Annotated in this window: 27 protein-coding genes, 2 tRNA genes and 4 pseudogenes; 13 read left to right on the top strand and 20 right to left on the bottom strand. The window is 68.4% G+C overall.

Features of this window, described 5'->3' with window-relative positions:
• Window positions 1–6: 6 nt before the first annotated feature.
• Genes BS74_RS01460 through lipB form a run of 3 tightly spaced genes read right to left on the bottom strand, consistent with a single transcriptional unit; the run spans window position 7 to window position 1,974 of the window.
• On the bottom strand, window positions 7–357 hold the full coding sequence (locus BS74_RS01460) for a DUF3054 domain-containing protein (RefSeq protein ID WP_038055392.1): 351 nt from the start codon (window positions 355–357) through the stop codon (window positions 7–9).
• Complete coding sequence (lipA, locus tag BS74_RS01455; RefSeq protein ID WP_038055390.1) at window positions 354–1,328, bottom strand: lipoyl synthase; 975 nt, start codon at window positions 1,326–1,328, stop codon at window positions 354–356. The genes BS74_RS01460 and lipA overlap by 4 nt, the downstream gene beginning before the upstream one ends.
• Window positions 1,312–1,974, bottom strand: a complete 663-nt coding sequence (lipB, locus tag BS74_RS01450; protein WP_185747670.1) for a lipoyl(octanoyl) transferase LipB — start codon at window positions 1,972–1,974, stop codon at window positions 1,312–1,314. The genes lipA and lipB overlap by 17 nt, the downstream gene beginning before the upstream one ends.
• 93 nt (window positions 1,975–2,067) lie before the next feature.
• Between lipB and BS74_RS01445 the strand changes: the two genes are divergently transcribed.
• Window positions 2,068–2,262, top strand: a complete 195-nt coding sequence (locus BS74_RS01445; RefSeq protein ID WP_038055386.1) for a hypothetical protein — start codon at window positions 2,068–2,070, stop codon at window positions 2,260–2,262.
• Here the strand turns inward: BS74_RS01445 and BS74_RS01440 are convergent.
• The 9 genes from BS74_RS01440 to BS74_RS01400 all read right to left on the bottom strand — a co-directional run bounded on the left by BS74_RS01440 (window position 2,259) and on the right by BS74_RS01400 (window position 8,108).
• Complete coding sequence (locus BS74_RS01440) at window positions 2,259–3,083, bottom strand: SDR family oxidoreductase (RefSeq protein ID WP_038055384.1); 825 nt, start codon at window positions 3,081–3,083, stop codon at window positions 2,259–2,261. The two genes, BS74_RS01445 and BS74_RS01440, sit on opposite strands and share 4 nt — an antisense overlap.
• Window positions 3,084–3,145: 62 nt before the next feature.
• Window positions 3,146–3,589 (bottom strand): 50S ribosomal protein L9, encoded by a 444-nt coding sequence (rplI, locus tag BS74_RS01435; RefSeq protein WP_038055381.1) that lies wholly within the window; start codon window positions 3,587–3,589, stop codon window positions 3,146–3,148.
• Window positions 3,590–3,598: 9 nt separating this feature from the next.
• Window positions 3,599–3,865 (bottom strand): 30S ribosomal protein S18, encoded by a 267-nt coding sequence (gene rpsR / locus BS74_RS01430; protein ID WP_038055378.1) that lies wholly within the window; start codon window positions 3,863–3,865, stop codon window positions 3,599–3,601.
• Window positions 3,862–4,674 carry a single-stranded DNA-binding protein gene (locus BS74_RS01425; RefSeq protein ID WP_038055375.1) on the bottom strand — a complete coding sequence of 271 codons (813 nt, stop codon included), beginning with the start codon at window positions 4,672–4,674 and terminating at the stop codon, window positions 3,862–3,864. Before BS74_RS01425 ends, rpsR begins: the two co-directional genes overlap by 4 nt.
• A gap of 9 nt (window positions 4,675–4,683) precedes the next feature.
• On the bottom strand, window positions 4,684–4,989 hold the full coding sequence (rpsF, locus tag BS74_RS01420; protein ID WP_038055373.1) for a 30S ribosomal protein S6: 306 nt from the start codon (window positions 4,987–4,989) through the stop codon (window positions 4,684–4,686).
• A gap of 97 nt (window positions 4,990–5,086) precedes the next feature.
• Window positions 5,087–5,162: transfer RNA gene (locus tag BS74_RS01415), tRNA-Asn, on the bottom strand.
• A gap of 164 nt (window positions 5,163–5,326) precedes the next feature.
• Window positions 5,327–6,679, bottom strand: a complete 1,353-nt coding sequence (locus BS74_RS01410; protein ID WP_038055371.1) for an NAD(P)(+) transhydrogenase (Re/Si-specific) subunit beta — start codon at window positions 6,677–6,679, stop codon at window positions 5,327–5,329.
• Window positions 6,679–6,981, bottom strand: coding sequence for a proton-translocating transhydrogenase family protein (locus BS74_RS01405; protein WP_008630585.1), 303 nt, complete (start codon window positions 6,979–6,981; stop codon window positions 6,679–6,681). Before BS74_RS01405 ends, BS74_RS01410 begins: the two co-directional genes overlap by 1 nt.
• Window positions 6,981–8,108 (bottom strand): NAD(P) transhydrogenase subunit alpha, encoded by a 1,128-nt coding sequence (locus BS74_RS01400; RefSeq protein ID WP_038055368.1) that lies wholly within the window; start codon window positions 8,106–8,108, stop codon window positions 6,981–6,983. Before BS74_RS01400 ends, BS74_RS01405 begins: the two co-directional genes overlap by 1 nt.
• A 106-nt stretch (window positions 8,109–8,214) precedes the next feature.
• Here BS74_RS01400 and BS74_RS01395 point away from each other — a divergent pair, with 106 nt between their 5' ends.
• The 3 genes and pseudogenes from BS74_RS01395 to BS74_RS01385 all read left to right on the top strand — a co-directional run bounded on the left by BS74_RS01395 (window position 8,215) and on the right by BS74_RS01385 (window position 11,047).
• Entirely contained in the window at window positions 8,215–9,102 is an 888-nt protein-coding gene (locus tag BS74_RS01395) for a DMT family transporter (protein WP_038055366.1), read from the top strand.
• Window positions 9,099–9,910, top strand: a pseudogene (locus BS74_RS01390) (EamA family transporter). Before BS74_RS01395 ends, BS74_RS01390 begins: the two are co-directional and overlap by 4 nt.
• Before the next feature lies 1 nt (window position 9,911).
• Window positions 9,912–11,047 (top strand): annotated as a pseudogene (locus BS74_RS01385) (MFS transporter).
• Here the strand turns inward: BS74_RS01385 and BS74_RS01380 are convergent.
• On the bottom strand, window positions 11,027–12,121 hold the full coding sequence (locus BS74_RS01380; RefSeq protein WP_038055363.1) for a Fic family protein: 1,095 nt from the start codon (window positions 12,119–12,121) through the stop codon (window positions 11,027–11,029). The pseudogene BS74_RS01385 and the gene BS74_RS01380 overlap by 21 nt on opposite strands.
• Window positions 12,122–12,204: 83 nt before the next feature.
• On the opposite strand from BS74_RS01380, the gene BS74_RS01375 reads away from it, so the two are divergent.
• The gene (locus BS74_RS01375; protein ID WP_038055361.1) at window positions 12,205–13,689 is read left to right on the top strand and encodes a YifB family Mg chelatase-like AAA ATPase; all 1,485 of its coding nucleotides are present in this window, start codon (window positions 12,205–12,207) and stop codon (window positions 13,687–13,689) included.
• Here the strand turns inward: BS74_RS01375 and BS74_RS01370 are convergent.
• Window positions 13,686–14,063, bottom strand: a complete 378-nt coding sequence (locus BS74_RS01370; protein WP_038058727.1) for a methylglyoxal synthase — start codon at window positions 14,061–14,063, stop codon at window positions 13,686–13,688. The genes BS74_RS01375 and BS74_RS01370 overlap by 4 nt on opposite strands.
• 124 nt (window positions 14,064–14,187) lie before the next feature.
• On the opposite strand from BS74_RS01370, the gene BS74_RS01365 reads away from it, so the two are divergent.
• The 4 genes from BS74_RS01365 to BS74_RS01350 are packed head-to-tail and all read left to right on the top strand — an operon-like array spanning window position 14,188 to window position 17,232.
• Complete coding sequence (locus BS74_RS01365) at window positions 14,188–14,517, top strand: nucleotide pyrophosphohydrolase (protein WP_038055359.1); 330 nt, start codon at window positions 14,188–14,190, stop codon at window positions 14,515–14,517.
• A gap of 1 nt (window position 14,518) precedes the next feature.
• Window positions 14,519–15,424: an ABC transporter ATP-binding protein gene (locus tag BS74_RS01360; protein WP_038055357.1), complete on the top strand. Its 906-nt coding sequence runs from the start codon at window positions 14,519–14,521 to the stop codon at window positions 15,422–15,424.
• On the top strand, window positions 15,417–16,169 hold the full coding sequence (locus BS74_RS01355; protein WP_038055355.1) for a hypothetical protein: 753 nt from the start codon (window positions 15,417–15,419) through the stop codon (window positions 16,167–16,169). Before BS74_RS01360 ends, BS74_RS01355 begins: the two co-directional genes overlap by 8 nt.
• The gene (locus BS74_RS01350; protein WP_038055354.1) at window positions 16,159–17,232 is read left to right on the top strand and encodes a YbfB/YjiJ family MFS transporter; all 1,074 of its coding nucleotides are present in this window, start codon (window positions 16,159–16,161) and stop codon (window positions 17,230–17,232) included. The genes BS74_RS01355 and BS74_RS01350 overlap by 11 nt, the downstream gene beginning before the upstream one ends.
• On the opposite strand, the gene BS74_RS01345 is transcribed toward BS74_RS01350, so the two are convergent.
• A complete protein-coding gene (locus BS74_RS01345; RefSeq protein WP_038055352.1) occupies window positions 17,220–18,755 on the bottom strand; it encodes a carboxypeptidase M32 in 1,536 nt (511 codons plus the stop codon). The two genes, BS74_RS01350 and BS74_RS01345, sit on opposite strands and share 13 nt — an antisense overlap.
• A gap of 63 nt (window positions 18,756–18,818) precedes the next feature.
• Here BS74_RS01345 and BS74_RS01340 point away from each other — a divergent pair.
• Both BS74_RS01340 and BS74_RS01335 read left to right on the top strand, forming a co-directional pair.
• Window positions 18,819–19,885 (top strand): annotated as a pseudogene (locus tag BS74_RS01340) (prepilin peptidase).
• An 8-nt stretch (window positions 19,886–19,893) separates the two neighbouring features.
• Window positions 19,894–20,834 (top strand): annotated as a pseudogene (locus BS74_RS01335) (nitroreductase family protein).
• Here BS74_RS01335 and BS74_RS01330 read toward each other — a convergent pair.
• Window positions 20,831–21,547: a C40 family peptidase gene (locus tag BS74_RS01330; protein ID WP_425427253.1), complete on the bottom strand. Its 717-nt coding sequence runs from the start codon at window positions 21,545–21,547 to the stop codon at window positions 20,831–20,833. The pseudogene BS74_RS01335 and the gene BS74_RS01330 overlap by 4 nt on opposite strands.
• Window positions 21,548–21,796: 249 nt before the next feature.
• Here BS74_RS01330 and BS74_RS01325 point away from each other — a divergent pair.
• Together BS74_RS01325 and BS74_RS11585 are read left to right on the top strand one after the other, a co-directional pair.
• Window positions 21,797–21,872, top strand: a tRNA-Trp gene (locus tag BS74_RS01325).
• A 27-nt stretch (window positions 21,873–21,899) separates the two neighbouring features.
• A complete protein-coding gene (locus tag BS74_RS11585; protein WP_081914541.1) occupies window positions 21,900–22,598 on the top strand; it encodes an FAD-dependent oxidoreductase in 699 nt (232 codons plus the stop codon).
• On the opposite strand, the gene BS74_RS01315 is transcribed toward BS74_RS11585, so the two are convergent.
• Genes BS74_RS01315 through BS74_RS01300 form a run of 4 tightly spaced genes read right to left on the bottom strand, consistent with a single transcriptional unit; the run spans window position 22,491 to window position 25,625 of the window.
• A complete protein-coding gene (locus BS74_RS01315) occupies window positions 22,491–23,492 on the bottom strand; it encodes an A/G-specific adenine glycosylase (RefSeq protein ID WP_038055349.1) in 1,002 nt (333 codons plus the stop codon). The genes BS74_RS11585 and BS74_RS01315 overlap by 108 nt on opposite strands.
• Before the next feature lie 14 nt (window positions 23,493–23,506).
• Window positions 23,507–23,920, bottom strand: coding sequence for a CoA-binding protein (locus tag BS74_RS01310; RefSeq protein ID WP_038055347.1), 414 nt, complete (start codon window positions 23,918–23,920; stop codon window positions 23,507–23,509).
• A complete protein-coding gene (locus BS74_RS01305; RefSeq protein WP_038055345.1) occupies window positions 23,917–24,762 on the bottom strand; it encodes an NAD+ synthase in 846 nt (281 codons plus the stop codon). The genes BS74_RS01310 and BS74_RS01305 overlap by 4 nt, the downstream gene beginning before the upstream one ends.
• The gene (locus BS74_RS01300; protein ID WP_038055339.1) at window positions 24,759–25,625 is read right to left on the bottom strand and encodes a nitrilase-related carbon-nitrogen hydrolase; all 867 of its coding nucleotides are present in this window, start codon (window positions 25,623–25,625) and stop codon (window positions 24,759–24,761) included. The genes BS74_RS01305 and BS74_RS01300 overlap by 4 nt, the downstream gene beginning before the upstream one ends.

The following is a 25,625-nucleotide window of genomic DNA, read 5'->3' as shown; positions in this document are numbered from 1 at the left end:
CCCTTTTTACCAGAGCCTGAGGAGCTTGGCGAGGCCCCGAAGGAGGAGGAGGAAGAGGAGGCTAAAGCCCATGGCCACGGCCAGGAAGACGAAAAAGCCCGTGCCGAAGGCTCCCCCGAAGACCATCTGCCTAAGCCATAGCCCCGCGGGCAGGGCGATGGCCCAGGTGAGGAGGAGGTTGGCCCAGGTGGGCCTGCGGTAGGTGCCGAGGAAGGGGGAAAGGAGGAGCCACACGAAGAGGACGGGGAGGACGTTCCGGGCCAGTCCCCCCGCGCTCACCGCCTGGCCGTGGGAGAGGAGGCCCACCCCAGCGAAGAGGAGAAGGGCCAAGAGGTCCAGGAGGAAAAGGGGGCTCATGGGCGGGAGGTGGCCTCCAGAAAGACCCGGTCCGCCCGGTAGGAGCTCCGCACCAGGGGCCCGGAAAACACCTCCTTGAACCCGAGCTCATACCCCCAGGCCTCATAGCGCTTAAAGTCCTCGGGGGGCACGTAGCGGGCCACGGGCAGGTGGGCCGGGGTGGGGCGCAGGTACTGGCCCAGGGTGAGGATGTCCACCCCCGCCGCCCTTAGGTCCCGCATGGCCTCGAGGATCTCCTCCTCCCTTTCCCCCAGGCCCAGCATGAGGCTGCTCTTGGTGAGCACTTCGGGCCGGTAGCGCCTGGCGTGGGCCAGGACCTTCAGGGTCTGCTCGTACCCGGCGCGGGGGTCGCGCACCTTGGGGGTGAGGCGGCGCACGGTCTCCAGGTTCTGGGCATAAACCTCAGGGCCCGCATCCAAGACCGTCTCCACCGCCCTGAGGTCCCCCTGGAAGTCGGGGGTGAGGGCCTCCACCAGGACCCCGGGGGCCTTGGCCTTGATGGCCCGAATGGTGGCGGCGAAGTGGCCCGCCCCGCCATCCGGCAGGTCGTCCCGGTCCACGCTGGTGAGGACCACGTAGCGGATGTTGAGCCTGCTGATGGCCTCGGCCACCCGCTCGGGCTCCTCGGGGTCCAGGATGCCGCGGGGGTTCCCCGTGTCCACGGCGCAGAACTTGCAGGCCCGGGTGCAGATGCTCCCCAGGATCATCACCGTGAGGGTGCCGTGGGTCCAGCACTCCCCCACGTTGGGGCAGAGGGCCTCCTGGCAGACGGTGTGGAGCCTGAGCTCCTCCACGGTGTGCTTCAGGGCCTGGTACTTGGCCCCCGTGGGCAGGGTGGCCCTAAGCCAGGGGGGCTTCTGCCGGTCCACGGGCTCGGGGCGGGCCTTGCTCAAGCCGTTTTTCACCACCTTGAGCTCAATCACCTCCCCCGTGGGGGCCAAAAGCTCCAGCGTCTCAAACTTGGGCTTCATGCCGTTCCTCCCTGTACCGGGGCACCATGCCGAAGACCTCCGCAAAGGCCTCCACCACCCGCGCCTTCACCTCGGGCATGGGCACCTTGCGGCCCAGAAGCTTCTCCAGCGAGGTGACCCCCTTGCCCTTCAGGCCGCAGGGGATGATCACGGTGAAGTCGTTGAGGTCGGTGGAGACGTTCAGGGCGAAGCCGTGGAAGCTCACCTCCTCCTTCACCGCCACCCCGATGGCGCAAAGCTTGTCCTCCCCCACCCAGACCCCCGCGTACCCCGGGGTAGGGTAGGCCTCGAGGCCGTAGCCTGCCGCCACCTTCACCATGGCCTCCTCAATCTGGCGCAGGAAGCGGCGCACCTCCCGCCCCACGGGGAAGATGGGGTAGCCCACCAGCTGCCCCGGGCCGTGGTAGGTCACGTCCCCGCCCCGCTCCACCCAGTAGAGCTCAAAGCCGTTTTCCCGGTACCAGCTCTCGGGGAAAAGCAGGTTCTCCCCCGTGGCCTTGCGGCCCAGGGTGATGACCCGGGGGTGCTCCAGGAGGAGGAGGGTGGGGGGGCGCTCCCCCCGCACCACCTCGCTGTGCACCCGCTTTTGGTACGCCCAGGCCTCCCCGTAGGGCACGAGGCCCAGGTCCTCCACCAGGAACTCCACGCCCTTAAGCATACGCCAGCCGGGCGGACAGGGGCCGGGGAGGGCCACAAAGTCCCTGACCGGCCCCTGACATGGGCCCGTCACCATGGGGACATGGGTACGGAACACCGCCTGGAAATGCTTCTGGAGCTGGAACCGGAGTCCATGGACCCCTCCCTGGCGGAAGCGCTCCTGGACGAGGTGCTCGCGGTGCTGCGCCGACACCTGTCGGTGCGGGCCCTGGAGGCCCGGCTGGAACGGCGGGGAAGCCACGTGGTGCTCCTGGCCGCGGTGGAGCTGGCCCCCTAAACGCCCAAGGCCCGGGCCAGGATCCGGTCCCGCAAGGCGGCGGGCAGGAGGCGGAGGAGGAGGGTCTGCCAGGCCCCATCCCGCCTGGCCACCAGGTAGCGGGCCCGCGGCCTTGGGCTTTCCAAGGCGTGGCGCACCGCCTCCGCCACCCTTTCCGGGGGCAGGCCCGCCCGGGCGCTCCTTTGCGCCATCTTCCGGGCCACCTCCAGGTAGCGCCCATAGACCCCCTCCGTGCCGGGAGGGGGCGGGAGCAGGTAGCCCTCCGCCGCCCGTGCCGAGCGCTCCCAGATGGGGGTGGCCACGGAGCCGGGCTGGATGAGGACCACCCCCACCCCAAAGGGCCTTAGCTCCACCCTTAGGGCGTCCGCCAGGGCCTCGAGGGCGAACTTGCTGGCGGCGTAGGGCCCCATGAGGGGAAGGGCCACCAGGCCGGAAACCGAGCCCATGAGGACCACCCGCCCCTGGCCCTTCCGCAAAAGGGGCAAAAAGGCCCGCACCGTGGCGTGCACCCCCAGGACGTTCACCTCCAAGGCCTCTCGGAAGGCGGAAGGGGGCACCAGCTCCAAGGGCCCCGCCACCGCCACCCCCGCGTTGGCCACCAGGCCCCAAAGACCCTCTCCTCCCAGGGCCTCCCGGGCCCCAAGGAGGTCCTCCTCCCGGGTCACGTCCAGAAGGAGGGGCTCCACCCCCAGGGCCCTTAGGCGCTCCCCGTCCTCCTCCTTCCGCACCCCCCCGTAAACCCGGTACCCCCTGGCCGCAAGGAGCCGGGCCGTGGCCAGGCCGATGCCGCTACCCGCCCCGGTGATGAGCACCCGCCGCATGGGAAAAGCTTAAGGGCTCCTGGGTTCCAGGAGCCCCTTGCGGCCTGCCGGACCTATGGCCCCTACTGGGCCACCACGCTCACCTTCACCTGGATGGGCACCTCGGGGTGGGGCTTGTAGGTGAGGACGTACTCCCCCAGTTCCTTGATGGGCTTTTCCAGCACCAGGCGCTTGGGATCAATGGTGATGCCGTGCTGGCGGGAAAGGGCCTCGGCGATGTCCTTGGCGGTCACGGAGCCGTAGATCTTGGTCTCCCCCGCCCGCACCGGGATGGTGAGGGTGAGGTTTTCCAGGATCTCCTTAAGCCTCTCCGCCTCCGCCTTCCTTTCTGCCAGGCGCTTGGCCTGGGCGCGGATCTTGGCCTCGAGGGCCTTCAGGTTGCTCTCCGTGGCCAAGACCGCCAGGCCCCGGGGCAGGAGGTAGTTCTTGGCGTAGCCGGGCTTCACGTTCACCACCTGGCCCACGTCGCCCAGGTTCTCCAGGGGTTCCAGCAGGATGACCTTCATGTCCACCCCCTACTTGCGCACCAGCTTCTCCGTGAAGGGAAGAAGCCCCAGAATCCTGGCCCGCTTGATGGTGCGGGCGAGGATCCTTTGCTCCTTGGCGGAAAGCCCCGTGCGGCGGCGGGGAAGGATCTTCCCCGTCTCCGACAGGAACCGCTTCAGCACCTCCACGTTGCGGTAGTCCCTAAGGTCAAACTCCCCCAGGCTGGCCTTCACCTTGGCCTTCCTGGAAGGACGCTTCGGCGTCTCCTTCTTGGGTTTAGCGTTCTTCGTGCTCAAAACGGCAAATCCTCCTCCGGCGGGAAGTCTTCCAGTCCTTCGTCAATGTCCACCCCACCCGTCTGGACAGAGCGCCCTGGCTCTTGGGGCCTGCTTCCGCCGGTCCTTTCAGGCCCACGGGTGGGTCGCTCCAACCTGAGGGCTTCCACACGGGTCTGGAAGCGCCTCTCCCCGGTGGAGCTCGTCCAGGAGTCGTTCACCAAACGGCCGATCACCAAAAGCCCCTCACCCCGCCTAAGCTCGGAGGCCCACTCGGCCAGGTCGCGCCAGGCCTGAACCTCCACGAAGTGGGTCTTCTCCCCATCCGGCCCCTGGCCCGGGCGGCGCTCGTTCACCGCCAGGCCCAGCCTGACCACCGCCGTCCCCTGGGGGGTGTAGCGCAGATCGGGATCGCGGGTGAGGTTACCCATGAGGATCACCTGGTTGAGGGCGTGGCGGAGCCTGGGCTGGCCCCGGGCGTCCTCCAGGGTCTCGCGGCCCCGCCCCTCCAAGGGGTCGATGAAGTCCGCCCGGATCTGGATCTCGCTCCGCCTCTCCCCTTCCCGCTCCCACTGCCGGTACTCCAGCCGGCCCTCCACAAAGACCAGCTGGCCCCTTTCCAGAATATCCCCCCACATCTCCGCCTGCCGGCCCAACAGGCGGACCCGGTGGTACCAGGCCACCTCCCGCTCCTGGCCGGAGGCATCCAGAAGGGTATCCTGGCCCGCCAGGCTCAGGTCCAGAATGGCCATCCCCCCCGGGGTATAGCGCATGTCCGGGCGGGCGGTAAGGGTACCGATGAGGAAAACGCGGTTCAGGCCTCGTGCCATGAGAACAGTCTACGCCTTGGTGAGGAGGGGCTCCTGGGTTTTCACCACCATGACCCGGCGCACGTTGTCGCGCAGGCGGAGCTCCCGGGCCAGGTCGTTCACCCGGTCTTCAGGCATCTCCACCTGGTACCAGAGGAAGTAGCCCTGGGTGTCCTTGGCGATGGGGTAGGCCAGGCGGCGCACCCCCCACTCCTCCACCTTCTCCACCCGGGCCCCATGGGCCTCGAGGGCCTTACCGATGACCTCCTTCTCCAGGGCGAGCTGGGTCTGGTCCAGGTTGGGGCTCAGGATGATGTTCACCTCGTACTTGCGCATCCACACCTCCTTTCCGGGCCCGGCAGGCCGCACGAGGATGCATTATACCCTCTCTTCCCCCCCAAAAAAAGACCCAGGGGGCCCTAAGGCCCCCATCTGGCTCCGCGGGCAGGACTCGAACCTGCGACCAACCGGTTAACAGCCGGCCGCTCTACCAGCTGAGCTACCGCGGACCGACCGCACTAGGCACTATAGCAGGGGCGTAGCAAGCCGTCAAGAAGCGAGGACCCAGGGATACCCCCGGGTCCAAGGCTTGGGCCAGCTAAGGGCTGGCGCACGGGGGGGGCCCAGTAGGCGGGCGAAGGGCGGGGTTCAACCCCGTGGCGGCCCAGGGTACCTAGAGCTTCTTCAGGGCCTGGGTGAGCTGGGTGAGGACGTTCTGGGCGTCCCCGTAGAGCATGCGGGTGTTGTCGGCGTAGAAGAGCTCGTTCTCCACCCCGGCGAAGCCCTTGCCCTGGCCCCGCTTGATGACGATCACGTTCTTGGCCTTGTCCACGTCCAGGATGGGCATGCCGTAAAGGGGACTCCCCTGGCGGCGGGCGGCGGGGTTCACCACGTCGTTGGCCCCGATGACCACCGCCACGTCCACGGTGGGGAACTCGGGGTTGATCTCCTCGAGGTCCTTCAGCTTGTCGTAGTCCACCCCGGCCTCGGCCAGGAGCACGTTCATGTGCCCCGGCATCCGCCCCGCCACCGGGTGGATGGCGAACTTCACCTCCACCCCCTTGTTCTCCAGGAGGTCCGCCAGCTCCTTCACCTTGTGCTGGGCCTGGGAGAGGGCCATGCCGTAGCCGGGCACGAAGACCACCTTGCCCGCATAGGCCAGCATGACGGCGGCGTCCTCCACGTCGATGGGCTTCAAGGAGCCCTTGACCTCCCCTGCCTCCTGCTCCACGCCGAAGCCCCCCATGAGGACACTCCACACCGAGCGGTTCATGGCCTTGGCCATGAGCACCGTGAGGAGGGTACCCGCCGCCCCCACCAGGGTGCCCGCCACCATCAGGGCGGGGTTCCCCACGGCGAAGCCCTCAAAGCCCACGGCCATGCCGGTGAAGGCGTTGTAAAAGCTGATGGCCACCGGCATGTCCCCACCGCCGATGGGCAGGGTCATGAGGACGCCGAATAGGAGGGCCAGGAGGAAGAAGAGGACGATGCTCAGGGTGGGGTCGTTCCAGAGGAGGGAGAAGCCCAAGAGCACCGTGACCAGGAGGACCAGGGCGTTCACCCCCTTCTGCCCGGGGAAGAGGATGGGGCGGCTTTTCATGATGCCCTGGAGCTTGGCAAAGGCGATGAGGCTTCCCGTGAAGGCCACGCTGCCGATAAGCCCACCCAGGATGGCCAGGGCCATCAGGCCCGGGTTCTCAAAGGCTCCCTTCAGGAGCTCCACCGCGGCGATGGTGGCGGCGGCGCCGCCGCCCATGCCGTTGTAGATGGCCACCATCTGGGGCATGTCGGTCATGGCCACCTTGACCGCTGCCCACCAGGCCACCGCCGAACCCACCAACAGGGCCAGGAGCATGAGGGCGAAGTTGCCCATCCCCGGCCAGAAGAAGGTGGCCAAAACCGCCAGCACCATGCCCCACCCCGCCCACACGATGCCGCTTTTGGCGGTGGTGGGGTGGGCCATGCGCTTCAAACCCACGATGAAGAGGATGGCCACCACGAAGTAGGCTGCCTGGATGAGGTCCATTACTGACCACCCCCTTTGCCCGGCTTTTTCTCAAACATCTCCAGCATGCGCACCGTGACCGCATACCCCCCGGCGGCGTTGGCCGCGCCCAGGATCACCCCCAGGAAGCCGATGAGCTTCTCCAGGCCGGTTTCCGCGTGCCCCAGGACCACCATGGCCCCCACCACCACCACCCCGTGGATGAAGTTGGACCCCGACATCAGGGGCGTGTGCAGGATCACGGGCACCCGGGTGATGAGCTCGTACCCCAAAAAGGCGGTGAGCACGAAGATGTAAAGGGCAGACCAGAAGCCAAACTCCATCACGCACCTCCCACGAGGGCCTTGGTGGGCCCGTGCAGGATCTCGCCTTCCTTCATGAGAAGCGCCCCCTGGATGATCTCATCCTCCCACTTGGGGGCGAACTCGCCCTTTTCCAAGAGGAGGCTGGAAAGGTTCAGAAGGTTTTTGGCGTACATCTCCGAGGCGTGCACGGCCAGCTCGCTGGGAAGGTTCAAGGGGCCAAAGATCCGCACCCCCTTCACCTCCACCACCTCCCCCGGCCGGGTGAGGACGCAGTTGCCCCCCGACTCCGCGGCCAGGTCCACCACCACGGTGCCCGGCTTCAGCCGCTCCACCATGTCCTCCGTGAGGAGGATGGGGGCCCGGCGACCCGGCACCTGGGCGGTGGTGATGATGGCGTCCATACCCGCCACGTGCTCCCTGAGGGCCTCGTGCTGGATGCGCTTCTCCTCCTCGGTGAGCTCGCGGGCGTAACCGCCTTCCCCTTCCGCGCTGATGGGGAGCTCAATGGGCTTGGCCCCCAGGGAGAGGGCCTGCTCCACCGCCGCCTTGCGCACGTCGTAGGCGAAGACCTGGGCCCCCAGGCGCTTGGCGGTGGCGATGGCCATGAGGCCCGCCACCCCCACCCCCATGACCATCACCTTGGCGGGACGGATGGTGCCCGCGGCGGTGGTGAGCATGGGGAAGAAGCGGGGGGAAAGCCTGGCGGCGTGCAGGGCCGCCAGATACCCCGCCACCGTGGCCTGGCTGGAGAGGGCGTCCATGCTCTGGGCCCGGGTGATGCGGGGGATGAGCTCCATGGCGATCACCGTGGCCTTTTTGGCGGCCAGGGCCTTCACCAGGTCCAGGTTCTTGTGGGCCTGGACAAAACCCACCACGATGGCCCCAGGCTCCAGGGCCCCGATCAGGTCTTCCGGCGGCGGCTGGACGGTGAAGAGAAGGTGGGCGCCCTTTAGGAGCTCCCCTCGCTCCACCGCCTCTGCCCCCGCCTCGAGGTAGGCGGCATCCGGGTAGTAGGCGCCCTCACCGGCACCCTTTTCCACCCGCACCCGCGCCCCCTGCTTGACCAGGCGGGCCACCACCTCGGGCACCAGGGCCACCCTTCTTTCCCCTGGGGCCCTTTCCTTAGGAACCGCGATGGTCACCATAGGACCTCCTTCCGCGCCAGTATACCAACCCCGGTATGGGCATTTGCCCCATGGGGAAGCGCTGACCTACTGGTCAGAGGCCTGGAACTTATGAAAGAATGCCCCCATGCGGCCCTCCGGCCTCCAGATCGCCGCCGTGCTCCTCCTGGGCATCCTGGCCATCAGCTTTGGCTCCATCCTGGTGCGCCTGGCCCTCGCGGTCTCCGGCGACAAGAGCCTCGCCTTCAGCCTGGTGATGAGTGCCGGGAGGATGGGCCTGGCCGCCCTCCTCCTGGCCCCAGGCTGGCGCACCCTTCCCCAAAGCCGGGCCGGGGTTCCCTACGCCCTGGCCGCCGGGGCGTTTTTGGCCCTCCACTTCGCCTTCTGGATCACCTCCCTCTCCTACACCTCCGTGGCGGCCAGCACCGCCCTGGTCACCACCAACCCGGTTTGGGTCACCCTCTTCGGCTGGCTTTTCTTCCGGGAGGCCCCCTCCCCCCTCACCCTCCTGGGGGTGGGGGTGGCCCTGCTGGGAGGGCTCTTGATCGGCCTAGGGGATGCGCAGGGAGGCTCAGGGAGCCAGCCCCTTCTGGGAGACGCCCTGGCCCTTTTGGGAGCGGTGGCCGCCTCCCTTTACTTCCTCCTGGGACGGGAAGCCCAGAGGCGGGGCCTCTCCATCCTGGAGTACGTGCGGATCGCCTACACCGCCGCCGCAATGGTGCTCCTGCCCCTTCCCTACCTCTTTGGCGGAGGCTACGGGGGCTATCCCCTGGAGGTCTACGGCTACATCCTCCTCATGGCCCTGCTGCCCCAGCTTTTGGGCCACACCAGCTTCAACTGGGCCACCCGGCATATCCCCCCGGTGCTGGTCACCCTGGCCATCCTCTTTGAACCGGTGGGGGCAAGCCTCCTGGCCTTCCTCCTCTTCGGGGAGCTCCCCGGGGTCCAGGTCCTCCTGGGGGCCTTGGTCCTCCTCCTGGGGGTGGGGCTTGCGGTGGTGGGGGGTAGGCGATGACCTATGTGGCCCTGGCCGCCCTGCTTTGGGGCTTAGGGGGTGCCCTGGCGGGCCGGTTCATGGGGGAGATCCCCCCCTCGGTCCTCATCCCCTTGCGCTTCCTCCTGAGCTTCGGCCTCCTCCTCCCCCTCACCCTGCGCTTCCCCTTGAGGCCCGAGGAAAGGCCCCGCCTCCTCCTGGTGGGCCTTGCCCTATCCGGGGCCCAGGCCTTTTACTACCTGGCCATCCACGCCACCACCGTGGCCACGGGGATCTTCCTCCAGTACCTGGCCCCGGCCCTCCTCACCCTTTACGCCCTGCTGCGGAGGGAGAGGCTACCCGCAAGGGCCCTGTGGGGGGTGGCCCTGGCCCTTTTGGGGGCCTACGCCTTGGTGGTGGGGCCCGGAGGGCTGGTGGGGGGCCTTTGGGGGTGGCCTACGGCCTCCTGTCCGCGGTGTCCTTCGCCCTCTACGCCGCCCTTTCCCACGGGCTCAAGACCCCGCCTCTGGTGAGCCTGGGGGTGGCCACGGGGGTGGGAAGCCTCCTCTCCCTGCCGGTCCTCCTTCTTCACCTACCCCAGGCCATGGCCCTGAGCCCGGGCCAATGGGGAGCGGTGGCGTACCTGGTGGTCTTCGGCACGGTGGTGCCCTTTGGGCTTTTCCTGCTGGGCGTGCGCACAGTGCCCGCCCGCACGGCCACCCTGGTGGCCATGTTGGAGCCGGTGGCAGGGGCCTTTTTCGCCTGGCCCCTGGCGGGGCAACCCGTAAGCCCTTGGGCCCTTCTGGGCGGCACCCTGATCCTCGTGGGGGTGGCCCTCAACCGGAGGTGATATGGCGGCGCGCGTGTTTTTCCTGTTCACGCTGGGCTATTTCCTCTCCTACTTCTACCGCTCGGCCAATGCGGTGCTCTCCAAGGACCTCTCCCAGGACCTGGGCCTGGGCCCGGCGGAGCTCGGGTTCATGACCAGCCTCTTCTACCTGGCCTTCGCCGCGGTGCAACTTCCCCTGGGAAGCCTCCTGGACCGCTACGGCCCCCGGCGCATCACCCCGGCCCTCCTGCTGGTGGCGGCCCTGGGGAGCGTGGTGTTCGCCTTGGCGCCAAACTTCCCCCTCCTGGCCCTGGGCCGGGCCCTGATCGGCGTGGGGATGGCTGCGGCCCTCATGGGGGCCCTGAAGGCCTTTAGCCTTTGGTTCCCGAAGAGCTACGCCACGGTGTCCACCCTGCTGGTGGGCCTGGGGCCACGGGGGGGCTTCTGGCGGCCACGCCCCTGGCCCTCTTGAAGGAGATCCTGGGCTGGCGGGGGGTCTTCCTCCTGGGCGCGGGGGCGGTGGTCCTGGTGGCCCTCCTCCTCTACCTGGGGGTGCGGAATGCGCCCCCGGGGGTGCCCTGGCCCAAGGGGGCGGGGCGGGGGCCTCGAGGCGGTCCTCAAGAACCTCCCCCTCCTGCGGGTGGCCTTTTTGGGCCTGGCCTTCGGCGGGAGCTTCCTGGCCCTGCAGACCCTTTGGGCTGGGACCTACGCCTATAGCCTGGGCCTTCCCGCGGTAGGGGTGGGCAACCTCCTTCTCCTCTACTCGGGAACGGCGGTCTTGGGCTTCCTGGTCTCGGGCTACCTGGCGGACCGCTTGGGCACCGCCAGGGTCTTGGTCTTCGCCGCCCTCCTCTTCGCCCTGGGCCTGGTCCTCCTGCTCCTCAAGGCCCTGGTGCCCGCCTACTTCCTGATGGGCCTTTTTGGGGCCTTCAATATCCTCACCCTCACCCAGGCCCGGGAGCTGGTGCCCCCTTACCTGGTGGGCCGGGGCACCACCCTGGTGAACCTCTTCGCCATCGGGGGGACCTTCCTCCTGCAGTGGGGGGTAGGGGTGTTGGTGGGGGCTTGGGGTACGGGTGGGCCTTTGGGGGGCTTCTGGGGCTCCTTCTCCTGGCCCTTTTCCTTTACCTGCCCCTCTTAACCCCTAGGGGCCCATAGGCTTTGCTGGAGGTCCCGGATTTTCCCTTCCCAATCGGGACGCTCGGGCGGCAGGACGGGCGGGAGAAGCTTAGGGTGTTTCCGCGTCCCCAAAAAGAGCCAAGGGTGGGACAAGAGGTGTCTGCCACCTCGAGGGCGGTAGACCACCAACCGCCCCCGGCTCACCCACTGGTAGACCAGAACCCGGCTCACGCCCAGATCCCGAGCTACTTCCTCCAAAGGCTTCAGGTTATCAAAGCGCATCAGGGCCAAGGCCACCAGGTTGTCAAGCCGGGGCAGTAGGGTCTCTGCCAACAAGAAGGCCAGGGGCCGAAAATCTCCCTGGTCCAGGGCCTGCAAAAGGTGCTCCGGCTCCGGAGGCGGGAAACCGCGGTGGAAACCCCGATCTGCCTCCTGGAGGGCAGCATAGTAGCGCTCCCGTTCCTTTTGGGTAAGGCCCTTAATGGCCAAAGGAGGAAGGCCTTGGAGAAGGGCCAAGTAGTTGAGGAGAATGCGCCCCACCCGGCCGTTGCCGTCGCGGTAGGGGTGGATGGCCTCAAAAAGGACATGAGCCTTAGCCAAGGCTTCCAGGACTTCCCGTTCCCGCAGCAATCTGGGCACCAGCTTCACAAAGGCCCGCAGGTAATCTGTGGCCTCCAAAGGCGGTTGCACCCGTGCCCCAGCGATCTGCCGTATGATCCCGTCGGCGGGCTGGCCCCTGTGGCGATCCTGTGCGGTGCCCTGGAAGAGCATGGCGTGAATGTTGTTGATAAGAGGAAGGTCTAGGTGAAGCTGGCCCTCCTTGTGGTACTGGAAGGCAAGGCCGTAAGTGTACTGGGCGGTACGGAAGTAGTTGAGCACCTCCAGGGAACCCCTCCGGCCCTGAACCACCGCCTCCAGCTCCCCTTCGGTGGCGAAGTAACCTTCTATCGCCAGGGAGTGACGGGTGTCCTCCTGAAGCATGTACAGCCACTCCTCGTTGGCCACCTGAAGCAAGGCCAGGGGTAAGCCTCCCAAGCGTTTCAAAAGCTCCTGGCGTTCCGCCAAAGCCGCCTTAGCTTTGTCATACGACCCCAAAGCCCCATGGCCAGACATGGCCCTATGATAGGGCCTCCGGCCCCCTGTATACCAAACGGTACCCCCCCGCAAAACTGACAACCCTGTGATAAACTCCTTCCATGCTAGCCCAGGTTAGAAGCTACACCCTCTTCGGTCTGGACGCGGTTCCCGTCACCGTGGAGGTGGATGTCAGCCCTGGGCTTCCCAGCTACGCCCTGGTGGGGTTGCCGGACAAGGCGGTGGAGGAAAGCCGGGAAAGGGTAAGGGCCGCCCTCAAGAACTCGGGCTTCCCCTACCCCCAGGCCCGGGTGGTGGTGAACCTGGCCCCGGCGGAACTCCGTAAGGAAGGAAGCCACTTTGACCTGCCCATCGCCCTGGGCCTCCTGGCCGCCCAGGGGGTGGTGCCCCTGGAGGGCCTTTCGGGGCTGGCGGTGGCCGGGGAGCTGGGCCTGGACGGGAGCCTACGCCCGGTGCCCGGGGCGGTGAACCTGGCCTTGGGGGCCCTGGCCGAGGGGAAAAAGCTCCTCCTTCCCCTGGAAAGCGCCAAGGAGGCCGCCTTGGTGGAGGGGGTGGAGGTCTGGGGGGCGGAAAGCCTCCGGCAGGCGGTGGCCTACCTCAAGGGGGAAGAGGAGCCCAAGAGGGCGACACCCGAGGACCCCGTGGCCGCCTTGGAGGCCCTGGACCTCCGGGACGTGAAGGGCCAGGCCAAGGCCAAGCGCGCCCTGGAGATCGCCGCCGCCGGCTACCACCACCTCCTCATGGTGGGAAGCCCCGGCTCGGGGAAGACCATGCTGGCCAGGCGCCTCCCCTTTTTGCTCCCTCCCCTTTCCCAGGAGGCCGCCCTCGAGGTGAGCCGCATCCACTCCGCCGCCGGGCAAATCCTTAGGGGCCTGGTGCGCACCCCCCCTTTCCGCGCCCCCCACCACACGGTGAGCTACGCCGGGCTCATCGGGGGCGGGGCCATCCCCAAGCCCGGGGAGGTCTCCTTGGCCCACCGGGGGGTGCTTTTCCTGGACGAGTTCCCCGAGTTCTCCCGGGACGCCCTGGAAGCCCTCCGCCAGCCCCTGGAGGACGGGGTGGTCACCGTCTCCCGGGCCAAGGCCAGCCTCACCTTCCCCGCCCGCTTCCTCCTGGTGGCGGCCATGAACCCCTGCCCCTGCGGCTGGTACGGGGATCCCGAAAGGGCCTGCACCTGCACCCCTGCTAGCCGGCAGCGCTACGCGGGGAAGATCTCCGGGCCTCTTTTGGACCGGTTTGACCTGGTGGTGGAGGTGCCCCGCTTAACCCCGGCCGAGTTGGCCCGCGCCCCCGAAGGGGAGAGCACCGAGGCGGTGCGGGAACGGGTCCTAAGGGCCCGGGAACGGATGCTCTCCCGCCAGGGAAGGCCCAACGGGGAACTGGCGGGAAAGGCCCTGAGGGAGCACGTGCGCCTGGCCCCGGGTGCGGAAGCCCTCCTGCAGGCCGCGGCCAAGCGGATGCTCCTTTCCGCCCGAAGCTACGACCGCCTCCTCCGGGTGGCCCGCACCATCGCCGATCTCCAGGGCTCGGAGGAGGTGAACGAAAACCACATGGCCGAGGCCCTGGCCTACCGAAGGAACCTTTAGCCCACCTGGGCCTGGAGCCAGGGGACCAGGGCCTCCGCCGCCTGGGGGTTGCTGGCCAAGGGCACCCCGTGCACGTTGCAAACCCGCATGAGGGCCTGGATGTCGGGCTCGTGGGGCTTGGGGGTGAGGGGGTCTTGGAAGAAGAGGACCGCCAGCACCCTGCCCTCCGCCACCCGGGCCCCGATCTGCTGGTCCCCCCCCAAAGGCCCCGAGAGCACCCGCTCCACGGGAAGCCCCGTGGCCTCGGCGATGCGCTCCCCCGTGGTGCCCGTGGCCAGGAGGGGGAAGCGGGCAAGGAGGGCCCGGTGCCGTTGGCAGAAGGCCACCATCTCCCCCTTCTTGGCATCGTGAGCGATGAGGGCCAAGGCCTTCATGGGGGCATTGTAAGCTTTTCCCATGGACCACGCGCCCGACCTGGAGTTTTGGGCAACCCTTTCCACAGGGTTTGCGGAGGAAGCCCGCGGGGTTTTCCTAGAAGCCCTCTCCTAAGGAGGAGCCATGGAGACGCCCCTCACCTTCAAGGAAGCCCAGAAGGAGGTGGATGCCTGGATCGGCCAGTTCCAGGAGGGGTACTTCCCCCCCCTCCTCATGCTGGCCCGCCTGGCGGAGGAGCTTGGGGAGGTGGCCCGGGTGCTGGCCCACCGCCACGGGAAGAAGCCCAAGCCGGGGGAGGCAGAAGGGGACCTGGCGGAGGAGCTCGCCGACCTCCTCTTCGTCCTCATCTCCTTGGCCAACCGGGAGGGCATAGATCTGGAAACGGCCTTCCGCAAGGCCATGGCCAAGTACCGGGGACGGGACCAGAACCGTTGGACCCAGAAGGGAGGCTAAGGTGGCGCGCCCCTTCCTGGAGGCCCAGGGCCTGCACAAGCGCTTCGGGACCCTCGAGGCGGTAAAAAACGTCCACCTCTCCCTACGCCCTGGGGAAATCCTGGCCTTCTTGGGTAAAAACGGTGCGGGTAAGAGCACCACGGTGAAGATGCTTTCGGGCCTCCTCCTCCCCGACCGAGGAGAGGTGCGCCTTTTGGGAAAAGATCCCTTTCGGGAGCCTGCGGCCTTGAAGCACCTGGGGGCGGTCTTGGAGGGCAACCGCAACACCTACTGGCGGCTTACTCCCCTGGAAAACCTGGTCTACTTCGGGGTGGCCCGGGGCCTCCGCCCTGTTGCCGCCAGGAAGCGGGCCTTGGAACTCCTGGAGGAGTATGCGCTCCTGGAAAAAGCCCACACGGAGGTCCGCCACCTCTCCCGGGGGATGCAGCAGAAACTGGCCCTCCTGCAAGCCCTGATCCACGACCCTGAGGTGCTCCTTCTGGACGAGCCCACCCTGGGCCTGGACGTGGAAACCGCCTTGCTGATGCAGGACAAAATCCGCGCTCTGGCCAGGGGGGGCAAGGCCATCCTCCTCACCACCCACCAGATGGAGGTGGCCGAAGCCCTGGCCGACCGGGTGGCCATCATCCACCGGGGGGAGGTGGTGCTGGAGGAAAGCAAGGAAGCCCTCCTCGCCCGCTTCGCTGGGGAGCACTACCTCCTGGAGCTGGAAACCCCACCACCCCCTGGGGTCCTGGCCCGGCTCCGCACCCTGGGGGTGGAAGGCGAGGGTCCCTTCCTGGTGAGGGGAAGCGGGGAAGGACTCTGGGAGGTGCTGGAGGCCTTGAAGCCCCTGCCCCTCAAGAAGGTGGCCAAGGCGGAAGCCGACCTCCTGGAGGTTTTCCTAAAGGTGGTGGACCGTGCTTGACCTCTTGCTGGTGGAAATCTGGAGGAGCCTTCTGGCGCTCCGCCGCTACCCTATGGAGCTCCTGGGGGCGGTGGTCACCCTTAGCCTGATCTTCTACCTCCTCTTCCTGGGCGCCCGCTTCCTGGCGGGGCCCGGGGTGGAGTTCGGGGGGAGGCTCGAGGCCGTGCTGGTGGGCTACCTGCTTTGGACCTTCACCCTTGCTGCCTACAACGGTCTCTCCTACGGCCTTATGGAGGAAGCCCAGACGGGAACCCTGGAACAGGTCTTTCTCACCCCCTACGGGCCGGCGCGTCTCTATCTGGTCCGGGACCTGGCGGGCCTCTTTACCCAGGGACTTTTGGTCTTCCTCATCGCTCTGGTCCTGATGGTCCTCACCGGTGCCCGGCTCTCCTTCACCCCTCTGGTCCTCCTCCCCTTCCTGGCCGTCCTCCTGGGAGGTTATGGCCTGGGCTTCGCCATGGGCAGCCTGGCCCTTCTTTACAAAAGGATCGGCCAGCTCCTGGGCCTTTCCCAGTTCCTCCTCCTCTTCCTCCTACAGGCCCCTGGAGAAGGGCTCTTCCGCCTTCTGCCCCTGGCGCCGGGAGCAGCGTTGGCCCGCAAGATGCTGGCGGAAGGGGCTCCCCTTGACCCTCTCACCCTCTTCTTCGGCTTCCTAAACGGCCTCGCCTACCTCGGGATGGGGCTATTCCTCTTCCACCGCGCGGTGCGCCTCGCCAAGCGGCGCGGGCTTCTCCATGGCTACTAGGCTCCTCCTCCTGGCCTTAGGGCCCGCCTTGGCCCTGGGGCTGGGGCGGTTCGCCTACGCCCTGGTCCTGCCCCTCATGCAAAGCGCCTGGGGGCTTTCCTACGCCCAAGCGGGGATCCTGGGAAGCGCCAACACCCTGGGCTACCTGGTGGGGGCCTTTTTCAGCCACCGCCTCCTAGGCCGGATGGGCTACCGGAAAGGGTTCTTTCTGGCCCTCCTCCTGCAGGGATTCCTCCTGGCCCTCACGGGGATGGAAAACCTCCCCTTGGTCTTCAGCCTGCGGTTTCTCCAGGGTTTTCTGGGCGCCCTGGTTTTTGTGGGCGGGGCGGCCCTCCTCATGGCCCTGGGCAGTTCCGGGCGATCCCTGGGGATCTACTACGGGGGCGTGGGCCTGGGGCTTCTCCTGGCCCCCTGGCTCCTATGGGGAGCCGCCGAGCCCACGGGGGCCTGGGCCAGGCTCGGCCTGTACAGCCTCCTGCTAAGCCTGCCCGCCCTCCTCGCCTGGCCTCTTCTGAAGGAACCCCCAGCCCCCGTCCGGGGCGAGGGGGGCCTGGGGCCCATCCTTCCCCTACTCCTGGCCTACGGCCTTTACGGGGCAGGGTACATCGGCTACATGACCTTCGTGGCGGCGGTGGTGGGGGACTCCCTGGTCCTCTTCAGCCTCCTGGGCCTGGGAGCCCTTCTCACCGGCCCCGTCTGGGGGCCCTGGGTGGAGCGGGTGGGGGGGAAGAGGGGGCTTCTCCACGTGCTCCTGGTGCTCTTCCTGGGAAGCCTCCCACCCCTGGCCCAAGGCCTTCCCGCCCTCAGCGCCCTCCTCTTCGGCCTCTCCTTCCTGGGGGTGATCACCGCCCTCACCCAGGCCTTCCGCGCCCTCCTCCCCCCTTCCGCCTGGCCCCGGGCCATGGGGCTTTCCACGGCGGCCTTCGCCCTGGGGCAGGCGGTGGGGCCCACCGTGGCCGGGTTCTTTGCGGAGATGGCGGGGCGAGGGGAGGGGGCGCTTTGGGCGGCGAGCCTCCTCCTCTTCCTGGCCCTCCTGCCCCTCCTGCCCCCTCAGAGGCCGTAAAGGGCCCGGTACTTCTCCTCCAGGTAGGCCAAAAAGGGCCGGGCGCTGGGGGAGGCGCCGGTTACCCGCTCCACCAGGGCCTTGGGGCGGAAGCGGCTCCCCTCGGCGTGGATCTTCCTCCGGCTCCAGTCCAAAAAGGGCGCGAACTCCCCCCGGCGGAAGAGGCCCTCGAGGTCCCCAAGCTCCTCCTGGGCCTTGGCGAAGAACTGGGCGGCGTAGAGGTTCCCCAGGGTGTAGGTGGGGAAGTAGCCGAAAAGCCCCCCGGACCAGTGCACGTCCTGCATCACCCCGTCCTTGTAGTCCTTGGGGGCCACCCCCAGGTAGGCCCGGTACCGCTCCGCCCAGGCCCCCGGGAGGTCCTCCGGGGCAAGCTCCCCGCGGAAGAGGGCGAGCTCCAGCTCCAGGCGCACCAGGATGTGGAGGTTGTAGGTGACCTCATCCGCCTCCACCCGGATGAGGGAGGGCTCCACCGCGTTCACCGCCCGGTGGAAGTCCACCAAGGACACGTCGCGGAGGCTTGGGAAGTGCTCCTGGGCCCGGGGGAAGAAGCGCTCCCAAAAGCCCAGGGAACGGCCCACCCGGTTCTCCCAGGTGCGGCTTTGCGACTCGTGCACCCCCAGGGAGACCGCCTCCCCCCGGGGCGTGCCCCAGTGCTCCTTGGGCAGGCCCTGCTCGTAGAGGGCATGGCCCATCTCGTGCAGGGTGCCGAAGATGCCGGCGTTGAAGAAGTTCTCAAAGTACCGGGTGGTGATGCGCACGTCCCCGGGGCCGATGGAGATCTCAAAGGGGTGGGCGGTGGGGTCCAGGCGGCCCGCCTCGAGGTCGTAGCCGCAAGCGGCAAGGAGCTCCAGGGCAAAGGCCCTCTGGGCCTCCTTGGGGTAGGGGCGGTGGAGAAGGGCGGTGTCGGGCCGCCTTCCGCTTCCCAGGATGCGGTCCAAAAGCCCCTGAAGCCCCTGCCTCAGCTCCTGGAAGAGGGGCAGGAGCTCCGCTGAACGCATCCCCGGCTCGTACCCGTCCAGGAGGGCGTCGTAGAGCTCCCCATAAGGCGGGTCCCCCGGGGCCACGGGGAGGGCGTAGAGGATCTCCGCCTTCTCCCGGGTAAGGGCAAAGATGCGCTTCAGGTAGGGCAGGAAGCCCCGCCAGTCGTCCTTGGGCCGGGCCTCTTCCCAGTAGCTTTCCGCCTCGCTTTGCGCCTGGGCCAGCTCCACCATGAGCCGCTCGGGAATCGCCCTGGCCCGCTCGTAGGCCTGCCGCCACTCCCGCACGTTCACCGCGGCGTCGGAGAGGGGGTCTTGCACCAGGTGGGAGCCCTCCACCGCGGAAAGCCACTCCCCGATCCTGGGGTCGGTGGCCCGCTGGTGGAGAAGCCGGGCCAGGGCCGCCATCTGCCTCGCCCGGTGCTCGTGCCCCTTCTTGGGGATCATGGTGCGCTGGTCCCAGGCGGCCAAAGCGCCCAAAGAGGCCAGGTAAGCCGTTTCCCTCTGGAACTCCAAAAGGTGCTGATAAGCGGTTTCCGGCGTCACGGGGGGATCATACTCCTACCCCGCGAAAAGACCGTGAAAGCCTTCCTCCCATAAAATGGCCCCATGTGGCCCCTTTTCGCCCTGGTCTTAGGCCTCCTGGTGGGCTCCTTCCTGAACGTGGTCATCCACCGCGTGCCCAGGGGGGAGTCCGTGGTCTACCCCCCCTCCCGTTGCCCCCATTGCGGCCACCCCTTGGGCCCGGCCGACCTGGTGCCCGTCCTCTCCTACCTGGCCCTTAGGGGAAAGTGCCGCTATTGCCATAGCCCCATCCGCGGGCGCTACCCCCTGGTGGAGGCCCTCACCGGGGGGCTTTTTCTGCTGGCAAGCCTCCGCTACCCCCCTTCCCCTGAGGCCCTCCTGGTCTTCGCCTTCCTGGGCTTTTTGGTGGCCCTCTCCTTCATCGACCTGGACACCTACGAGCTTCCCGACCCCCTCACCTACGGCCTCCTCTTCCTGGGTCTCCTCTCTGCCCTTGTCCTCGGCTTCCCCCTTCCCTTCCCCGAGGCCCTGGACGGGGCTCTGCTGGCCGCCGGGGCCCTGGCGCTCATCGCCGGGTACGGGGGGCTTTTCCTGAGGCGCTTCCGGGAGGGGAGGGCGGAGGTGCCCGTGGGCCCCCACCAGGTCCACATGGCGGCCCTCTTCGGGGCCCTCCTGGGCCCAGGGGTGGGGATGGCCTTGGCCTTCCTCACCTGGGGGCTTTCCGCTCGCGTGGGACGCCCCGTGGTCCTCCCCGACCGGCTCACCCTCCCCCTTTTGCCCCTGGCCCTCCTGCTCTCCCCCGCCCTGGGCTTGGACTTCCTGGGCACCCTGAAAGGGGCCCTCCTCTCCGCCGGGGGGCTGGCCCTGGCGGGGGGCTCTACTGGGCCTTCCGGCCCACCCCGGAAGGGGAGGAGGAGGAGCCCGTGGCCATGGGCTACGGGGACGTGAAGCTCCTGGGGGCCCTGGGGGCTTGGCTTGGGCTTTACGCCTTCTTGGGGCTCTTCCTCGGGGTCTTCGCCGGGGCCCTCCTGGGCCTTCTCCTCCGCCAGCGCAAGATCCCCTTCGGCCCCTACCTGGCCCTGGGCGGGGCGGTGGCCTTCTTCTTCGGGGAGGCCCTCTTTAGGGCCTATCTGGCCTGGCTCGGGCTATAGTGGGGGGCGTGGAAGGAACCGCCCTTGGCGAAGCCCTCTTGCACGTGCTCGCCCAGCGCCGGAGCGTGCGGCACTTCAAGCCCGAGCCCATCCCGGAAAGGGATCTGGAAAGGCTCCTCTTCGCCCTGCAACGGGCCCCCACCGACGCCAGCGCCCAGCTCTACAGCGCCCTCCGCATCACCGACCCCCGCCTGCGGGCGGAGGTGGCCAGGCTTTCGGGGGAGCAGGAACACGTCCGGCAGGCGGCGGAGTTCTTCGTCTTCCTGGCGGACGTCCACCGCCTGGAACGCCTCCTGGCCCACCGGGGGAAGAGGATGGCCTCTTGGCCCAAGACGGCCCTCCACTTCGCCATCCTGGACGCCGGGCTTGCCGCGGGCTACCTGGCCCTCACCGCCGAGGCCCTGGGCTACGGGGCCTGCTTCATCGGCGGGGTGCTGAACCAGCCGGAAGCCCTTTTGGACCTCCTGGGCCTCCCCCCTGGGGTCTTCCCTGTGGTGGGGCTGGCGGTGGGGGTACCGGACGAGGCGGGCCCCCCAGGCCCCGGCTTCCCCGAGGCCTGGTGGTGCACGAGAACCGCTACCGCCCTTACGGGCCCGAGGACCTCGAGGCCGCCTTCCAGGCCATGGCCCCCTACAGCCGGGTGGGGGACTGGGGGAGGGTGCTATCGCGCTACTTCGCCCAAGGGGGGACCATGGAGGCGCGGGAGCCGGCCTACGGGCAAGCCCTCGCCCGCCAGGGCTTTGACCCCGACCTGCCGGTGGGGGCCCCCGCCTACTCCCTGGGGGCCCTCCTGGAAGAGGCCCTGAAGGAGGCCCGGGGGGTGCTCTTCCGGGAAGGGGAGGTTTGGTTGGAGCGGGAAAGCGAGGCCTTCCGGGGTGAGGGGAGGCCAGGGGAGGCCCTCCTCGCCGCCCTCAAGAAGGCCCGGGGGGAGATGAAGGACTGGCCCTAAGGCCCCCCGTGGGTTCGTTTCCCCGCCTCCCGCACCACCCGCCGGGCCCCCCGGTAGGCCTTCTGGTAGAAGGGGGCCTCGAGGCTCTCGATCACCACCCGGCTCCCGTAGCTCGAGGCGTGGGCGAAGACCCCCCGGCCCAGGTAGATCCCCACGTGATCCACCTCCCGGCCCCCGAAGCTGAAGAAGACCAGGTCTCCCGGGCGGAGCGCGTCCGCCGGGGGCAGGGCCTGGTACTGCTCCCGGCTGGTGCGGGGCAGGGCCACCCCCAGCTCCGCATACACCTGGGCCACGAAGGCGGAGCAGTCCAGGGAGAGGGAGGAGTTCGCCCCGTACTTGTAGGGGACCCCCAGGTAGCGGAGCACGGCCTTGAGAAGCGGGCTTTCCGGGTCGTAATCCTCACCCAAAGCCCCGGGAGGCTGCCCCGGGTCACGGGCCTCCTCCCGGGGCGAAGGCGGGGCCTCGGAGGAGGCCCCGCCCTTGGACCCGCCCTCCCCCTTGGGGGTTGGGACCCTTAGGACCTGGCCCACCTTAAGCCCTGGCGTGGAAAGCCCGTTGAGGCGCATGAGCTCCTCCACGGTGGTGCCGTAGCGCCGGGCCAGGGAGAAAAGGGTATCCCCGGGGGCCACCACGTGGATCCCCTCCCGTCCTTGGGGAAGCCTAAGCACCTGCCCCGGTTGGATGAGGAAGGTCTCCAGGCCATTGAGGCGCATGAGCTCCTCCACCGTGGTGCCGTAGCGCCGGGCGATGGCGAAGAGGGTGTCCCCCGGGCCACGGTGTGCCCCAGGGCAGGGGCCGCCAAAGGGCCCCCTGGGGGCAGGCCGGAACCCCCCTGGGCCAAGGCCCAGGGTAAAAGCCAACACGAGGCCAGCAAGACCCAGCCGCGGAGCATGGGCACATTCTACCCAAGGAGGGCGCCCCTTGGCCTTTTCCCGAGGGTGTGCTACAATCCCTCAAGGCGGGGGCCGTTAGCTCAATTGGCAGAGCACCGGTCTCCAAAACCGGGGGTTGGAGGTTCGAGTCCTTCACGGCCCGCCAAACGGCCCTTCGGGGCCCTTTTTCGTTATGGACGGCTACAGGGTCCTCATCGTGGGGGCGGGCTTCGCGGGAAGCGAGGCCGCCCACCGGCTGGCCAAGGAGGGGGTGCGGGTGGGCCTCCTCACCCAGAACCTGGACTCGGTGATGATGCCCTTTTTACCCCCAAAGCCCCCCTTTCCCCAAGGAAGCCTCCTGGAAAAGGCCTACGACCCGGACGATCCCCGGCTTTGGGCCTTCCACGCCCGGGCCAAGTACCTCTTGGAGGCCGAGAAGAACCTGCACCTCTTCCAGGCCACGGCCACGGGCCTCCTCCTGGAGGGGGACCAGGTCCAAGGGGTGAGCACCTGGGAAGGCCCCCCGGTGCGGGCCGAGCGGGTGGTCTTGGCGGTGGGAAGCTTCCTGGGGGCAAGGCTCCGCATAGGAGAGGTGGAGGAGGAGGCGGGGAGGCTTTCCGAGGCCAGCTACCCCGACCTCTTCCAGAGCCTCCTGGCCCTGGGCTTCCGCTTCCTGGAACGGGAAGGGGAGGTGCCGGAAACCCCCGCCACCCCGGGCTACCGGGTGCGCTACCACGCCTTCCACCCGGAGGAGTGGGAGGAGGCCAGCTTCCGCCTCAAGCGGCTAAGGGGGCTCTACGCCGTGGGGCTTTGCGTGCGGGAAGGGGACTATGCCCTCATGAGCCAAGAGGGCCTGCGCCTGGCGGAGCACCTTCTCCATGAGCTTGGGTAGGGGCCTCCCCCTGGGGTCCTCCCCTTCCCCATCCCAGGGGGCCAGGTAAACCTGGACCCTGAGGCGGCGGTGGGTGAGGGCGTGGCGCACCTCCCCGGCGGGACGGGGCCTCACCCCAAGGGCCTCCGCCCTTTGGGAAAGCTCCTCCAAGGGGAAAAGCGGCACCCCATAAAGCCCAAAGAAGCGCCCGGAAAGCCGCTCCAGATGGACCCCCTTCCGCCCCAGGAGGACCAAAGCCGCCAGCACCTCCTCCCGGACGTTGCGCCTCCTTGGCCTGGGGTAGCGCCCCGGCGCCCCCTTGCCCCGGCAGTGGGCCTCGAGGGGACAGGCGGGGCAACGGGGCACCCTGGGCAGGCAGACCGTGGCCCCCAGGTCCATCAGGGCCTGGTTCCAGGCCCCGGGGTCCTCCCCCTCGGGGAGAAGGCGTTGCGCCAGGTCCTGCAGGGCCTTGGGGGAGGGGTCCTCCAGGGCGAAAAGCCGGCAGAGGACCCGCCTCACGTTCCCGTCCACCGCCGCCACCCGTTCCCCAAAGGCCAAGGAGGCCACCGCCGCCGCGGTGTAGGGGCCGAGGCCGGGAAGCTTCAGGAGTTGGCCGTAACTTGGGGGCAGGGCCTCCACCTCCTGGGCCAGGCGGTGGAGGTGCACCGCCCTGCGGTAGTAGCCTGCCCCCTGCCAGGCCTTCAAGACCTCCTCCAAAGGGGCCTCCCGCAGGGCCTTTAGGCTGGGGAAACGGGCCAGGAAGCGGTGGTAGTAAGGGATGGCCTGCTCCACCCGGGTCTGCTGGAGAAGGACCTCGGCCACCAGGATGCGGTAGGGGTCCTTCTCCCCCCGCCAGGGGAGGGCCCGGGCGTGGACCCGGTACCAGGCAAGGAGGGCCTCCTGCAGGCGGGACATGGGCAAAAGCGGGATCAGGGGGCGGCGAAGAGCCGGCGGTGCTCCACCATGAGGCACCGGTCCGCCACCACCAGGAGGCCCGCCTCCCTCAAGGCCGCCTCAAAGGCGGGGTGGCGGATCCCCGACTGGAGCCAGACCACCCCCGGGCGCAGGGCCAGGACCTCCTCCAGGTGGCCCAAGAGGGCCTCCGGGGGGCGGAAGACGTCCAGAACGTCCACGGGCTCGGCGATCTCCCCCAGGCTCGCCACCACCTGGGTTCCGAAAAGCTCCTCCCCGGCAAAGCGGGGGTTCACGGGCAGGATGCGGTAGCCCTCCTCCCAAAGGTATCGGGGCACGTAGTGGGCAGGGCGGGAAGGGTCCTTGTGGGCCCCGAGGACGGCGATGGTCCGGGCCTTTTCCAGATGGGCCTTGAGCTCCTGGTCGGTCATGGCCGGTAGTCCAAGGGCCTCAGGTAGAACTCCCCAATGGCGGTGGAGGAAAGGAGGGCCACGGTGGGCAAGGCCCGCTTCCAGTGGGTGCGGTTCACCCGCTCCTTGACCCGGGCGATCTCCTCAGGGGTGTAGCCCAGGCTCTCGATGTAGGCGTCGGGGTAGCCCTTCAGGTAGTGCTCCAGGATCACGTCCGCCCGCAGGTAGCGCACCCCCAGGTCGGCCTCGTCCGTCTGGCCTGGGATGAGGTCGGCGGTGGGGGCCTTCGCCACCACCGCCTCCGGCACCCCCAGGTGGCGGGCCAAGCCCCAGACCTGGGTTTTGTAAAGGTCCCCCAGGGGGTTCACCGGGGGGGTGTCGTCCCCGTGCCAGGTGAAGTAGCCGAAAAGCCTCTCCGTCTTGTTGCCCGTGCCCAGGGGCAGGGCCTGGTAGGCCTGGGACTTGTCAAAGAGGACCATCATCCGGGCCCGGGCCATGAGGTTGCCCTTGCGGTGGGGGGTGAGGTCCGGGGTTTGCGCGGCGTAGCCCTCCACCATGGGGGTGATGTCCACCTCCTCCAGCTCCACCCCGAAGGCCTCGGCCACCAGGTGGGCATGTTCCCGGGAAAGGGGGCTACTCTCCCGGTGGGGCAGGAAGAGGGCGTGCACCCCTTTAGGCCCCAGGGCCCGCACCGCCAGGGCCAGGGTGGTGGCGGAGTCCACCCCCCCAGATACCGCCACGATGGCCTTCTCGTAACCCCTCCAGGCAAGCTCCTCCTGGAGGAAGCGGGTGAGGAAGTCCGCCACCAGGGGCCAGTTGAGCTCCAGGCTTTCCTGGGCTTTGGGGGCCTGAAGGATTCTCATCCCGCCTCCTTTCCAAGAACCCTTTCCAGATCTGGGAGGAGAAGGGGCAGGGCGGCCTGGAGGTCGGAAAGCAGGGGGCTGTCGTAGCGCACCGGGGGTATCCGACCCCGGTCCAGCCCGAAGAGCAAGGCCGCCTCCTCAAAGAGGGGGGCCTCGGCCAGGATCCGCCCCTCGGGCCCCACCGCCAGGCTCCCCCCGCTCATCCCCTTCCCCCCCTCAAACCCCACCAGGCTGGAGAGCACCACGTACACCCCGTGCTCCGCCGCCACCGCCCGGCTCAGGGTGCGCCAGCGCTCCACGTTCTCCGGGCGTTCCCCCCCGAAGCCCCGGGCCGGGCTCGCCGCGGGCACGTAAAGGACCTCCGCCCCGTCCAAGGCGGCGATGGCCGCGGTGATGGAGTGCCAGAAGTCCTCGCAGATGAGGATGGCCACCCGGCCAAAGCGGGTGTTGAAGGCCTCCACCCGCCGGCCCCGGGCCAGGTAGCGCTCCTCGTCAAAGACCCCGTAGGTGGGCAGGAAGACCTTGCGGTGCACGTGGACCACGCGGTGGGGGAGCTCCAGGTAGGCGGCGCTGTTGTAGTAGGCCCCCTCGTCCCGCTCGTAGAAGCCCACCACCACGTCCAAAAGCCCCTCCCAGCCCACCTCCTTATGCACCCCCGAAAGGAGCTCCAAAAGCTCATACCGGGTAAGGGCCTGCTCCCTCACCCCCCCCTGCAGGAAGTACCCGGTTAAGGCCGCCTCGGGAAGGACCACCACCTCGGGGGCATAGGGGCGCAGGGCCTTTAAGCGCTCCCCCAGGCGGGCCAGGTTTTCCCTCAGCCTGGCCTTCTCCGGACGGAACTGAAGGATGGCGTGCCGGACCAC

It is taken from the genome of Thermus amyloliquefaciens, from assembly GCF_000744885.1.
Taxonomy (GTDB): domain Bacteria; phylum Deinococcota; class Deinococci; order Deinococcales; family Thermaceae; genus Thermus; species Thermus amyloliquefaciens.
The sequence above is the reverse complement of the archived record's forward strand: the minus strand, read 5'-3'. Positions and strand labels throughout refer to the sequence as shown.